Raw genomic sequence first — 13,726 nt, 5'->3', positions numbered from 1 at the left:
CGAAGAGTATAAAAACTCTAGCCTTCAGTTGCAAACGACTGAAAACTAGAGTTTTTTCTATTTTTTCAAAGCATTATACAAGTTACGGATCGGTTGCTTTAATGTCGGATGGATAAAATGAGGCGCAATTTCCTGTAAGGACTCAAGGACAAAAAGGCGTTCCGCTATGTAAGGATGAGGCAGGATGAGGTCGTCTGTATAAATGACCTGGTCCTCCACAAAGAGCAAGTCCAAATCAATCAAACGAGGTCCCCAATGCACTTCTCTCACCCGTCCCATCTCTGCTTCAATGGTTAACAAGGTTTCTAATAGCACTGGGGCAGGCAACCATGTTTCTACTTCAACCACTTGATTAGCAAAGCTATCTTGCTCCACACCACCCCAAGGCTCCGTCGTCAAGACACTGGACTCTTTGAGAATATGGATACCTCGATTTCGCATTTTCTCAATGGCTTGTCTCAAGTTTGCTTGTTTATCTCCCATATTGCTTCCTAGGGCGATAAAGGATCGTTGCTTGCGGCGATGAATGGCTACCGAGCAAGTATCTAGTGGCAAATGCACTGGCGCCCAAGGTTTTTTCAGTTCCAGCTTCATTTCTTGGACAAGAGGATAGGCCTCAAAAGTACGTTCCACCAGTTTATAAGCTACCGTTTCAATCAAATCCTCACTTGTTTCCTGAAACCAAGTCGTCCACTGCTGACACAGTTCTCCATAATGGACAGAAGCCGTTAAATCCAAGTCTGTCGCCGCCTTGGTCATATCATAGGATAGGATGGCTGAAACGACAAACTTCTGCCCCAATTCCTTCTCACTAGGAAAAAGACCATGATAGGCAAAAATTTCCAAATCCTTAATCTGCAGTTGATCCATAATGATTCCTTTCTAGAAAAATCCGCCCAAAGCGGATTCTTTTTATACTCAATGAAAATCAAAGTGCAAACTAAGAAGCTAGCCACAGGCTGCTCAAAACACTATTTTGAGGTTGCAGATGGAAGCTGACGTGGTTTGAATTTGATTTTCGAAGAGTTTTATAGTCCCATTAAACGATAAGCCTGATCTCGGAGGTCCTTATCTGTTTCAAATAGACCACGAGCTACTGTCGTCAAGGTGGCAGTGCCCGGTTTTCTGACACCACGCATGCTCATACACATATGCTCCGCCTCAATGACAACAAAGGCTCCTTTAGCGCCTAGATAGTCCATCAAGGCATCGGCCACTTCGATATTCAACCGTTCTTGAATTTGCGGCTTTTTCGAATAAACTTCAACCGTACGAGCTAGCTTAGACAAGCCTGCCACACGACCATCTGGAATGTAGGCAATATGTGCTCTACCATAAAATGGCAAGAAGTGGTGTTCACACATGGTATGGAAAAAGATATCCTTTTCTACCACCATATTATCATCAATAATCTCAAAGGATTTTGACAAATGTTCCTCCGCTGTTTGACCAAGACCTGAAAAAATTTCTTGGTACATACGGGCTACACGAGCAGGTGTTTCCTGCAAGCCCTCGCGGTTAGCGTCCTCTCCTACAGCCTCGATAATCATTTTTACAGCTGTTTCAATCTTTTGTGTATCCATTCTCGTTTTTCCTCTCCATCAGATAGGCTCTCACTTGGCTCAAAAAATACAAGGAACCTGTGACAATCCTAACTGTTTTTTTCTCTTCTTTTTTATCTGTCAATTTTTGCTCTAGAAAATCCTGCCAACCTTGGTAGTTGAGATTCCTAGACTTAGCTGCCTCTTCCAACACGCTTTCATCAGTCGCCCGACTATCTTCAAAATGTGTCAGAGTAAGCTCGGTATCTGGCATTGTCCCCAGCAAGTCCAACATATCCTCCAAGGCCTTGGTTTTGATACAAGTAAAGAGGATTTCCTTATGATAATCCGCAAAGCGTTCTTGCAAGGTTGCCAATAAGGCCTTGATAGCATGGGGATTGTGGGCCCCATCCAAAATCATCAGGGGGTCTCTCGACACAACTTCCAAACGCCCTGGCCAACTTGCTTCTTCCAAGGCTTGACCAAGTAGGTCATTGCTTGCTAGCTCTCGACCATCTTCTAAACAAAAAGTATCAAGTAAAGCTATGGCCATCCCAGCATTCTCTATCTGGTGCAAACCAAGCAGGCCAGTCTGGAAGCGACCTTGTCTGACAGCACTTGTATAGTCAAAGACTTCACCTGTTACCACACTCTCTTGGTGACTGACATGATAATCTGCCCCGCAGACAAGTCTCGACGCATCTTTCCCTTCCGCAATGCGGTCAATCACAGCCAAAGCTTCTGGAGGGATACGACCTGTTACCAAGGGAATACCTTGCTTGATAATACCACCCTTCTGCTCTGCTATGGCTTCCAAGGTGTCACCAAGTAAGGCTACATGGTCCAGTCCAATAGTCGTGATGCCTGTTAAAATGGGCTGGCAGACATTGGTACTATCCAAGAGTCCACCCATGCCCACTTCCATGATAGCCACATCTACTTGCTCTGAAGCAAAGTAGTCATAGGCTATGGCTGTAATTATTTCAAACTCAGTTGTCCCCTGCAAATTGGTAGCCACTTCTCCCTCCAGCAAAGACTGATAGTATGCCATGAGGGCTTCTAGTCTAGCCTCGGGAATGGATTCCCCATTGATGCTGATCTGGTCTGTGTAATGAATGAGATAGGGCGAGCTGAACACGCCAACTCTCAGGCCCAGCTTTTCTAGCATATTTTTCAAAAAAGCAATGGTCGAACCCTTACCGTTAGTCCCTCCGATATGGATGACCTTGAGTTTGAGATGGGGATTGCCACGCAAAGCTAACAGTTCCACCATGCGTTCCAAGCCAAAATACGGTTGGTCCGTCCGGTAATTGGTAATCCACTGATTGTTTTCAAATTCTTTCATCTTATTTGTATTGTTTTAAATCTAAATTTTCCGCTTCATCAGCCAGACGAATAGCGGAGGCAATTTCAACTGCCATCCTGTGACTAGCTACATCATGCACTCGTACCACTTCTACCCCCTGTCTCGCAGCGATACTGGTTACATGAGCCGAAGCCGTGTCCCTATTGCGGAAACCAAGTTCTGTCTCAGGATTGACTTCAAAGCCATTTTCTTCAAGGATATTGATGACAAACCGCTTACGCGACACTCCAAGAAAGATTGGATAGCCCTTCTGATGTAGTTTATCCAGATCCCGTAAAAGAAGCAAATTTTCTTTCTTGGTCAGACCAAAGCCGATTCCTGGATCCAACAGGATATTTTCTTGTGCGATTCCAGCTTCGTCCGCTCTCGATAGGGCTCTGTCAAAGAAAGCCTCCATCAAGTCTTCAATTGGCATTTTTTCAAAGTCAGCTAACTCTTTTTCTGTAAAGGTTTGACCAAAACCAAAATGAGGGAAGATGAGCGAGCTAGGGTGCTGAGGTCGCGCCATGACTGGATTAAACATAATGACTACTTTCGCACCAACCTTAGCAACCACATGGGCCATTTTCTCATCACCCATAAGACCAGTGATATCATTGACTAGATTGGCACCAGCATCCAAAGCAGCCTCTGCCACCTGACTCTTCCAAGTATCAATAGAGATGAGGACATCACTTTCCTTGCGAATCGCTTTAATCACTGGAACAACACGCTGGATTTCCTCTTCTATCTCAACATAGCTACTTCCCGGCCGAGGCCGAGTCGATTCTCCGCCGATATCTAGCATACTAGCCCCTTCTGCTATCAATTTACGAGCCTGCTGGAGTGCCTGCTCAAGAGCAAAAAATTGACCACCATCCGAAAAGGAATCTGGGGTTACATTGATAATTCCGCAAATAGCTGTCTTTGCATGATTTACTTTAGTTGACATATCGGTCACTCCCTCAAGGCTTTTCACCATATTATTTCTCTATTTTACCATAAAAAGAAAAAGATGGACACGATTGCATTCATCTTTTTCCCAGTAGAAACAAGTAAGCAATTGTCAAAAATATTAAACAGAAATCCCTAATGTCCGACTCATGATCACCACAAGAGTCAACAAACAGAAAACAACCCCATTAACAATCATGTGAAGTAAGATAGACATTTCCAAACGTTGGGTCTTGTAAGCCGTCCAAGATAGAACGGTCGACATACCTCCATAGATAAGAAGAGAAGGTAGATTTGTCGGTAAATGAAGCAAGGCAAAGATAATAGCACCGACTATATAACCCACATTTTCTTTACCACGAAAGAGTTTTTTAGGAATCACTCCTCGACATAAAATCTCCTCACAAATAGGAGCTATTAGAACCAGTAGGAAAAAACTGGAAATTAAGGAACTATTCTGGACCAAATCATTAATATTTGATTGATTGCTGGTTGTTGTTTCATTCATCAAATGCAGTAAGACCATACCAATAATATTAAAGGCAAGAATCACTAGATAGCTTAAGCCCAATCTAGCCAAATCCTTAGTTCTAAAAAAAGAAAAATTAAAACTTGCCAATTGCGTTTTACGAGCTCCAATAATAAATAACGCTAAAACCACAATTGAAATACCAGCGACTATCAGTCCTGACTGTAACAGTGGTACTGCATTTAAAGTTAAAATAGCAGTGACCCCTAAAGGAATCTGATATAAAATTGTCGCTAGCAAAAAGATTAACAGCCAACCTGCACGATTCAATAATTCTTTCCATATATTTTTCTCTTTCATCACCTATCTCCTTTGTATTCAAAAAAGGGGGAAAATCCCCCTGGGTCATTCTATTATAGGGCCATACTGATGTAGTTAAGGATAAACAAGGCATCCAAAATCCAAATCATGACATGAACATCTTTAGCTTGACCTTTGACAAGCTTAGTCAAGGTGTAAGTCAAGAAACCAACTGCAATCCCTTGAGTGATAGAGTAGCTGAATCCCATAAAGATAGATGTGAAGAAAGCAGGAACCGCTTCAGCCATATCATCCCAATGGATATTTTTCAAGCTAGCCAACATCATAATTCCGACGATAATCAAGATTGGAGCTGTAGCAGCTGTTGGTACGATAGCGAGAAGTGGGCTAAAGAAGCTTGAGATTGCAAAACAGATTGCCACAACCAAGGCTGTCAAACCAGTACGTCCACCTGCACCGATACCAGCAGCAGACTCAACATAAGTCGTTACGTTTGAAGTACCTGCGATGGCACCAATAGAAGTACCAATCAAATCAGAGTAAAGAGCCTTGTCCAACTTAGCTGATTGGTGATTTTCACCATTGGTCGCTACGATACCAACTTTTTCACCTGTACCGATCAGGGTACCAATTGTGTCAAAAATATCTGTCAATGAGAAGGCAAGAATAGCCATAAGCGTTTCAGGCAAGCGAGCTGTATCTGAAACCAAAGCTCCCAAACCTTCTGAACCAAGAGCTGCACCAAAGACTGTCTTCAAATCTTCAAAAGCTGCACCAACATGGTTATTAGCAAAATCGATGCTTGACAAATCTACCAAACCAACTGCAATAGCAAGAACAGTTGTTGTCAAGATAGAGAGGATAATTCCCCCTTTAATCCCTTTGATGACAAAGAAGATAGTAATGGCAAGTCCTGCAAGAGCCACCAAAACAGCTGGATTATTAAAGCTGACCAAGCCTGGAACTGCTGAAGCATTTGCCGCAATGGTTGCTTGCGCTTTGTCAGCCCCTTCTCCTACAACAGTATAGTTACCTGGATCAATCGTAAATTTCAAAAGTCCAGCATTCTTAATCCCTACATAGGCAAGGAAGACACCGATACCAGCTGAAATAGCTGAGCGAAGGGCATTTGGAATCGATTCAATGATCATTTTACGAACATTTGTCAAAGTGATAATCAATGAGATAATTCCACAGATGAAGACCATAGCTAGGGCTTCTTGCCAAGAATAACCGAGTCCAAATACAACTGTAAAGGTAAAGAAGGCATTGAGTCCCATACCTGGCGCTTGAGCATATGGCAAGTTGGCGTAGAAGGCCATCATCAGGGTACCAGCAACTGCACCGATAATCGTTGCGAGGAATACACCCTGAGCAGGCATTCCTGTTTGCGAAAGAATTTGTGGGTTTACAAAGAGAATATAACTCATTGCAAAGAAAGTTGTTAAACCAGCGAGAACCTCTGTACGAACGTCTGTACCGTTCTCTTTTAGTTTAAATAATTTGTCCATTATCAATCTCCTTTTAATTTTTACGAACAATAATAGAATTATATCATTTATCATTCACTTTTTCAATATCTTTGTTTGATTTATTTAAGAAATTGATTCAATTTCATTTTTTGTTTGGAATCTGCTTTTCTGCCTGCTTTCTGTTATAATAGTAGACATCTTATCTGAAAAGACACTAGAAAGGTCCCTATGACGAAAAAAATTATTGCAGTTGACCTGGATGGAACCCTGCTCAACTCGGACAGTCAGATTTCTGACTTTACCAAAGAAACTATCAGAAAAGTTGCCGAAAAAGGCCATCAGATTATTATTACGACAGGTCGCCCTTACCGCATGTCAAAAGATTTCTACCGTGAACTAGGCTTAGACACTCCTATGATTAACTTCAACGGCTCCCTCACTCATTTACCAGACCAAGTTTGGAACTTCGAAAAGTGTTTGACGGTAGACAAAAAATATCTTTTAGACATGGTTCGACGTTCAGAGAACATTCAAGCCGATTTTATCGCTGGAGAATATCGTAAAAAATTCTACATTACAAATCCCAATGAAGAAATTGCCAATCCCAAACTATTTGGTGTAGAAGCTTTTCGCCCTGAAGATCAATTTCAGCCTGAATTGGTGACCAAGGATCCTAACTGTATTCTCTTGCAGACTAGAGCCAGTGACAAGTATGCCCTGGCAAAAGAAATGAACGCCTTCTACCAGCATCAACTGTCTATCAATACCTGGGGAGGTCCGCTCAATATCCTTGAGTGTACACCCAAAGGAGTTAATAAGGCCTTTGCCTTGGACTACTTGCTCAAGGTAATGAACCGCGACAAAAAAGATTTGATTGCTTTTGGAGATGAACACAATGATACCGAAATGCTCGCTTTTGCAGGGAAGGGCTATGCCATGAAAAATGCCAATCCAGAGTTACTCCCCTATGCAGATGAGCAAATTTCTCTGACCAACGACCAAGATGGGGTTGCCAAAACCCTGCAAGACTTATTCTTATAGTCCATACTGACTAGCTTGCGAGCTGGTCTTTGTGCTCTTTTCACAGTCTCATCAACCAGTTAATCGATTGTTCTACTTTTTGCCTCCAAAACCTTGGAAAAGGCTTTCTTTTGTGATATAATTCACATATAAATGCAAGAGAGCTCGTAACACTCGACTCTGTTGACAAAAAATCAATCCAGTCCCGTTGTCCCTGTTCTCGGTCAATATAAAGGAGGATAGCTATGAAAGCTGTTGTTGTAAATCCAGAAAGCACTGGTGTTGCTGTTGAAGAAAAAGTACTCCGTCCACTTGAAACTGGGGAAGCACTTGTAGAAATTGAATACTGTGGTGTTTGCCACACTGACCTCCACGTTGCCCATGGTGACTTTGGTCAAGTACCAGGACGTGTTCTAGGTCACGAAGGTGTTGGTATTGTTAAAGAAATTGCCCCAGATGTAAAAAGCCTTAAAGTCGGCGACCGCGTCAGCGTTGCTTGGTTCTTTGAAGGATGTGGCACTTGCGAATACTGTACAACTGGTCGCGAAACTCTTTGCCGTACAGTGAAAAATGCTGGCTACTCAGTAGACGGTGGTATGGCTGAACAATGTATCGTAACTGCTGACTATGCTGTCAAAGTTCCTGACGGACTTGATCCAGCCCAAGCTTCTTCTATCACATGTGCTGGCGTAACAACCTATAAAGCTATTAAAGAAGCAAAAGTTGAACCAGGCCAATGGGTTGTCCTTTATGGTGCTGGTGGGCTTGGTAACCTAGCTGTTCAATATGCTAAAAAAGTATTCAATGCTCATGTCATCGCAGTTGATATCAACAATGACAAACTTGCCCTTGCAAAAGAAGTCGGTGCTGATGTCGTTATTAACGGCCTAGAAGTTGATGATGTACCAGGACTCATCAGAGAAAAAACTGATGGAGGAGCTCATTCAGCTGTCGTAACTGCTGTATCTAAAGTTGCCTTCAACCAGGCTGTTGACTCCGTTCGTGCCGGTGGTCGCGTCGTCGCTGTCGGTCTTCCTTCTGAAATGATGGAACTCAGCATCGTTAAAACAGTCCTCGATGGAATCCAAGTTATCGGTTCTCTTGTTGGAACTCGTAAAGACTTGGAAGAAGCCTTCCAATTCGGTGCAGAAGGTTTGGTAGTTCCAGTTGTTCAAAAACGTCCAATAGAAGATGCCGTAGCCATTTTCGACGAAATGGAAAAAGGGCAAATCCAAGGACGTATGGTACTCGACTTCACCCACTAATCTATTAGAAACCTATTTTAAAAGTTGGAAGCGTCTTCCAACTTTTTTATATTAAATTTTTAAATAAGAATTCAAAAAAACTTCTCCAAAACTCAATATATCAATATTTTCAGATGTAATATTTTTAATTATTTTATGATAAATAGTTGATTTTTAGATGAAAACGGTTTATACTTAAAAAGTCTTAAAGTTTTCTTAAACGAAAACTAAAACAAAAAAGGAGGAATGACAATAATGAGTATCGGAATCATTATTGCGAGCCACGGCGAGTTTGCTGCGGGTATTCATCAGTCAGGATCTATGATCTTTGGTGAACAAGAAAAGGTTCAAGTTGTAACCTTTATGCCAAATGAGGGTCCTGATGATCTATACGCTAAGTTTAATAACGCTGTTGCTGCATTTGACGCAGAAGATGAGGTTCTAGTTTTGGCTGACCTTTGGAGTGGATCTCCATTTAACCAAGCTAGTCGCGTGATGGGAGAAAATCCCGAGCGTAAGTTTGCCATCATCACAGGACTGAACTTACCGATGTTAATTCAAGCCTACACAGAGCGCCTGATGGACGCTGTTGCAGGTGTAGAAAAAGTCGCTGCTAATATCATTAAAGAAGCCAAAGATGGCATCAAGGCTCTTCCAGAAGAGCTAAACCCAGTTGAGGAAGTAGCAAGCGCTGCAGCTGCTCCAGTTGCCCAAGCTGCTATTCCAGAAGGAACTGTCATCGGAGACGGGAAACTCAAAATCAACCTTGCACGTCTTGACACACGTCTACTTCACGGTCAGGTTGCAACTGCTTGGACTCCAGATTCAAAAGCAAATCGTATCATCGTTGCTTCAGATACCGTGGCTAAAGACGACCTTCGTAAAGAGCTCATTAAACAAGCGGCTCCAGGTAATGTCAAGGCTAACGTGGTTCCAATTCAAAAACTGATTGAGGTTTCAAAAGATCCACGTTTCGGAGAAACACATGCCCTTATCTTGTTTGAAACACCTCAAGATGCCCTTCGTGCTATCGAAGGTGGCGTGCCAATCAAGACTCTTAACGTTGGTTCTATGGCTCACTCAACAGGTAAAACAATGGTCAACAACGTTTTGTCTATGGACAAAGAAGATGTTGCTACATTTGAAAAAATGCGTGACCTCGGTGTTGAATTTGACGTACGTAAAGTACCAAACGACACCAAAAAAGATTTGTTTGACTTGATCAATAAAGCAAACGTACAATAATCGATTTTATGAAAGGATTTTAAAGATGTCTATTATTTCTATGGTTTTAGTAGTCGTTGTAGCCTTCCTAGCAGGTCTTGAAGGTATCCTCGACCAGTTCCAATTCCATCAACCACTTGTAGCTTGTACTCTTATTGGGCTTGTAACAGGTCACTTAGAAGCAGGTATTATACTTGGTGGTTCTCTTCAAATGATTGCCCTTGGTTGGGCTAACATCGGAGCTGCCGTAGCTCCTGACGCTGCTCTTGCTTCTGTTGCTGCTGCCATTATCATGGTTCTTGGTGGCGACTTTACTAAGACAGGTATCGGTGTTGCCCAAGCGGTTGCTATCCCTCTTGCAGTTGCTGGTCTATTCTTGACTATGATTGTCCGTACACTCTCTGTCGGATTGGTTCACACTGCTGATGCTTCTGCTAAAAAAGGTGACTTCAAAGCAGTTGAACGTGCTCACTTTGTCGCACTTCTTCTTCAAGGTCTTCGTATTGCAGTCCCTGCAGCACTCCTTCTAATGGTACCAACTGAAACCGTACAAAGCATTCTAAATGCTATGCCTGATTGGCTCAAAGACGGTATGGCTATCGGTGGTGGTATGGTCGTTGCCGTTGGTTACGCCATGGTTATCAACATGATGGCAACTCGTGAAGTATGGCCATTCTTCGCTATCGGTTTCGTGCTTGCTGCCGTGTCAGATATTACTCTAATCGGATTTGGTGCTATCGGTGTTGCTATCGCTCTTATCTACCTTCACCTTTCTAAAACTGGTGGAAATGGTGGCGGAGGAGCCGCAACTTCTAACGACCCAATCGGCGATATCCTAGAAGACTACTAAGATAAGAAAGGACTGAAAACATCATGACTGAAAAACTTCAATTAACTAAATCAGATCGTAAAAAAGTTTGGTGGCGTTCAACTTTCTTACAAGGTTCTTGGAACTATGAACGTATGCAAAACTTGGGTTGGGCTTACTCATTAATTCCAGCTCTTAAAAAACTCTACACTAAAAAAGAAGATCAAATCGCTGCTCTTGAACGCCATCTTGAGTTCTTCAACACTCACCCATACGTAGCCGCTCCAATCATGGGGGTTACTCTTGCACTTGAAGAAGAACGTGCTAACGGTGTGGAAATCGATGACGCTGCTATCCAAGGGGTTAAAATCGGTATGATGGGACCTCTTGCTGGTATCGGTGACCCAGTATTCTGGTTTACAGTACGCCCAATCCTTGGATCACTCGGTGCTTCACTTGCCCTTACTGGTAATATCTTAGGTCCAATCCTCTTCTTCGTTCTTTGGAACTTGATTCGTATGTCATTCTTGTGGTATACACAAGAGATTGGATACAAGGCTGGATCAGAAATCACTAAAGATATGTCTGGCGGTATCCTTCAAGACATCACTAAAGGAGCTTCTATCCTTGGTATGTTCATTCTTGCTGTCCTTGTTCAACGTTGGGTAAATATTAAATTTGCTTTCGATGTTGCCAAAGTTCAACTAGATGAAAAAGCTTATATCCATTGGGATAAATTGCCAGAAGGGTCTAAAGGTATCCAAGAAGCATTCGCACAAGTAGGACAAGGATTGTCTCAAACTCCTGAAAAAGTTACTACTTTCCAACAAAACTTGGATATGTTGATTCCTGGACTATCAGGACTACTCCTTACTTTACTTTGCATGTACTTGCTTAAGAAAAAAGTATCTCCAATCACTATTATCCTTGCACTCTTCGCAGTGGGTATTGTGGCACATGTTCTTCATATCATGTAATCAAGCAACTTAAAAGGAATCAGGTTCTAAAATCTGATTCCTTTTTTCTATACTTTTATTCGGCCAAGGCACCCATTGGATCCCAAGGTGCGAGTACAATTGGTTCTGCTTCATAGGCTGCTTGTTCTTCTGCTGTCAGCAATTCCTTACGGACAACGATTTGGTAAGTGTATTCGTCCATCCAAGCGTCTGAGGCAACAAAGTAACCATCTGTACCTACCTTATCTCCCCAAGAGTTTTCAACCTTCCACTTGGTTGACTTACCATTTTCATCCAAGTCAACACCTGTCAAGACCATAGCGTGGGTCATTAAGCTTTCGCTGTAGTCCAAACGTCCAGCCTTGTCTTGAGTGAGTTTAATGTCCATGCTTGATTCAAAGTCATAAACATCTGTCGCAAGAATTCCAGCTTTGCGGTTGCTGAGCTGACCGACATCTGAACCAAACCAAACAGTCTCACCTGCTTGCATTTGAGCAATTGCCAACTCTTTCAAGCGCTCCATAGGAACGTTGATGTAGCGAACCGCACGGCTACCAACCACATTCCCCAACATCTCAACTGTGTAAGATTTACCGTATGGTTTATCAGCAGTTGGAGCATTGATAACAGAAACGTAGTCTTCTAAAGGAAGATTGACATATTTCTTGTAAAATTCCTGTGGAGTAATACCTTTTTCGCTTTGGTAGTTATTATCCTTATCACGATAAGCAAAGTCAAATTTACGTGGTGGTAGTCCTAGTGACATGGCAAGGAAGTTAAAGATCTCTTGCAAGAGGTCTTCTTTCTTAGCTTGAACAGTCGCTTGGTCTGCGCCAGAAGCTAGTAAGTCACGCAAGATTTGAGCATCTTGGCGCAGCAATTTGTTAAGGATTGCATTTAGCTCACGGCTGCTACTAGATGAAACAGACTCAGGATAAACTGACTTAGGCACGACACCGTATTTTTCAAAGAGGGAAACGACCATATCCCATTGACCACCATCTTGTTGAGGAGTTTGAAGTAAGAATTTAACCTTACGGCTCGTCAATTCTTGGTCTGCAGTCGCAATGACTTGCTCCAAGAACCAGTTTGATTTCTCATACTTGTCCCAGAAGAAGGTGTGGGCCTGTGACAACTCAAAATTTTCTAGTTTGTATTGTGAGATGAGCTTGTGGCGGAAAGTGTTGAGAGCCGCAAACATCCAGCAACGACCAGACGCTTTCTGGTTGGTTACCTTGTCCTTGGTCAAATCCAATGAGAAAACAGGTGTATTATCTACATGGCTCTGACGACGTTCTAAGGCTGCAAAAATTCCGTTGTGGCTGGCAGCATTTTCAATCGCTTGGTATTTTACATTTGCTTCATAATTGGCAAATAGTTTATCAGTAAATGATTCTTGAATCGCGTTCATAGATTCCTCCTTTTATTCTACAGTCTATTATAACTCTTTTCACAAAGGAAGCAACTGAAAAACATAAAAGGCAAGGATATTCTTCCTCACCTTTTCAAATATAAATCAAATTAAGCAATATTCGCAAGGAGATCTTCTAATTCTTCCTTGGTCAAACGACGCCATTCTCCTCGCTGCAAGTTCTCATCCAATACTAGAGTTCCCATAGTCAAACGTTGCAAGTCTACTACTTCCTTGCCACAGTAGCCCACCATACGCTTGACCTGATGAAACTTCCCTTCTGCAATGGTCACACGGATTTGGCTCTGATTCTTTTCTGTATCTATGGACACAAGCTCCAGTATAGCGGGTTGACAGGTAAAGTCTTTGAGAGGAATACCCTCAGCAAATGTCTCCACATCTTCTTGGGTCATGATTCCCTTGACTTGTGCCAGATAAGTCTTGTCCACATGACGCTTGGGCGAAAGAAGAACATGAGCCAGCTGACCATCATTGGTCAAGAGCAAAAGACCATGCGTGTCAATATCCAAGCGTCCTACTGGGAAAACTTCCTTGCTCCGAGCAATATCATCCAGCAAGTCCAACACCGTTCTGTGCTTGGGATCCTCAGTCGCTGAAATAACTCCTTTGGGCTTGTTCATCATGTAGTAGACAAACTCTTCATACTCCAACACTTGCCCATCAAAGCGAATCTCATCTCTTTCTTCATCAATCTGCAATTTTGCTGACTTTTCTTTTTTACCATTTACCGTCACGCGCCCAGCCTTGAGCATGTTTTTGACCTCAGTCCGACTCCCCACAGCGCAGGCAACTAAAAATTTATCTAATCTCATAGAACTATTATATCATACTCAAAAGGAGGCTGGTACAATGACCAACCTCCTTTTCGTTTCATACTCTTCAAAAATCTCTTCAAACCGCGTCAACGTCGCCTTGCCGTATGTATGTTACTGACTTCGTC

13 protein-coding genes are annotated in these 13,726 nt (G+C 42.5%); 5 read left to right on the top strand and 8 right to left on the bottom strand.

What is annotated here, in order from left to right; translation table 11 throughout:
- Positions 1–57: 57 nt before the first annotated feature.
- From folK to HT696_RS09315, 6 genes are all read right to left on the bottom strand, one after another.
- A complete protein-coding gene (folK, locus tag HT696_RS09340; protein WP_173283589.1) occupies positions 58–870 on the bottom strand; it encodes a 2-amino-4-hydroxy-6-hydroxymethyldihydropteridine diphosphokinase in 813 nt (270 codons plus the stop codon).
- 158 nt (positions 871–1,028) lie between these two features.
- The gene (gene folE, locus HT696_RS09335) at positions 1,029–1,583 is read right to left on the bottom strand and encodes a GTP cyclohydrolase I FolE (RefSeq protein ID WP_000380931.1); all 555 of its coding nucleotides are present in this window, start codon (positions 1,581–1,583) and stop codon (positions 1,029–1,031) included.
- Positions 1,564–2,886, bottom strand: a complete 1,323-nt coding sequence (locus tag HT696_RS09330) for a folylpolyglutamate synthase/dihydrofolate synthase family protein (protein WP_173283588.1) — start codon at positions 2,884–2,886, stop codon at positions 1,564–1,566. The genes folE and HT696_RS09330 overlap by 20 nt, the downstream gene beginning before the upstream one ends.
- A 1-nt stretch (position 2,887) precedes the next feature.
- Positions 2,888–3,868 (bottom strand): dihydropteroate synthase, encoded by a 981-nt coding sequence (folP, locus tag HT696_RS09325; RefSeq protein ID WP_173283587.1) that lies wholly within the window; start codon positions 3,866–3,868, stop codon positions 2,888–2,890.
- A 93-nt stretch (positions 3,869–3,961) separates the two neighbouring features.
- The gene (locus HT696_RS09320; protein ID WP_173282976.1) at positions 3,962–4,669 is read right to left on the bottom strand and encodes a CPBP family intramembrane glutamic endopeptidase; all 708 of its coding nucleotides are present in this window, start codon (positions 4,667–4,669) and stop codon (positions 3,962–3,964) included.
- Between the two features lie 53 nt (positions 4,670–4,722).
- Complete coding sequence (locus HT696_RS09315; protein WP_173282977.1) at positions 4,723–6,141, bottom strand: NCS2 family permease; 1,419 nt, start codon at positions 6,139–6,141, stop codon at positions 4,723–4,725.
- 189 nt (positions 6,142–6,330) lie between these two features.
- On the opposite strand from HT696_RS09315, the gene HT696_RS09310 reads away from it, so the two are divergent.
- From HT696_RS09310 to HT696_RS09290, 5 genes are all read left to right on the top strand, one after another.
- A complete protein-coding gene (locus tag HT696_RS09310) occupies positions 6,331–7,143 on the top strand; it encodes a Cof-type HAD-IIB family hydrolase (protein ID WP_173274992.1) in 813 nt (270 codons plus the stop codon).
- 224 nt (positions 7,144–7,367) lie between these two features.
- On the top strand, positions 7,368–8,387 hold the full coding sequence (adhP, locus tag HT696_RS09305) for an alcohol dehydrogenase AdhP (RefSeq protein WP_173225990.1): 1,020 nt from the start codon (positions 7,368–7,370) through the stop codon (positions 8,385–8,387).
- 234 nt (positions 8,388–8,621) lie between these two features.
- The gene (locus tag HT696_RS09300) at positions 8,622–9,611 is read left to right on the top strand and encodes a PTS sugar transporter subunit IIB (RefSeq protein ID WP_173282978.1); all 990 of its coding nucleotides are present in this window, start codon (positions 8,622–8,624) and stop codon (positions 9,609–9,611) included.
- A gap of 25 nt (positions 9,612–9,636) precedes the next feature.
- Complete coding sequence (locus HT696_RS09295; protein ID WP_061439868.1) at positions 9,637–10,440, top strand: PTS mannose/fructose/sorbose transporter subunit IIC; 804 nt, start codon at positions 9,637–9,639, stop codon at positions 10,438–10,440.
- A 23-nt stretch (positions 10,441–10,463) separates the two neighbouring features.
- Complete coding sequence (locus HT696_RS09290) at positions 10,464–11,375, top strand: PTS system mannose/fructose/sorbose family transporter subunit IID (protein ID WP_000136864.1); 912 nt, start codon at positions 10,464–10,466, stop codon at positions 11,373–11,375.
- Positions 11,376–11,430: 55 nt separating this feature from the next.
- Here HT696_RS09290 and pepC read toward each other — a convergent pair whose 3' ends face one another.
- Together pepC and HT696_RS09280 are read right to left on the bottom strand one after the other, a co-directional pair.
- Positions 11,431–12,765 carry an aminopeptidase C gene (gene pepC / locus HT696_RS09285; protein WP_173282979.1) on the bottom strand — a complete coding sequence of 445 codons (1,335 nt, stop codon included), beginning with the start codon at positions 12,763–12,765 and terminating at the stop codon, positions 11,431–11,433.
- A 110-nt stretch (positions 12,766–12,875) separates the two neighbouring features.
- Positions 12,876–13,598, bottom strand: coding sequence for a pseudouridine synthase (locus HT696_RS09280; RefSeq protein ID WP_173282980.1), 723 nt, complete (start codon positions 13,596–13,598; stop codon positions 12,876–12,878).
- Between the last annotated feature and the right edge of the window lie 128 nt (positions 13,599–13,726).

This window comes from Streptococcus sp. 9903 (assembly GCF_013276625.1).
Lineage (GTDB): Bacteria > Bacillota > Bacilli > Lactobacillales > Streptococcaceae > Streptococcus.
Note: the sequence above shows the minus strand (reverse complement) of the source record. Positions and strands in the feature narration are given on the sequence as shown.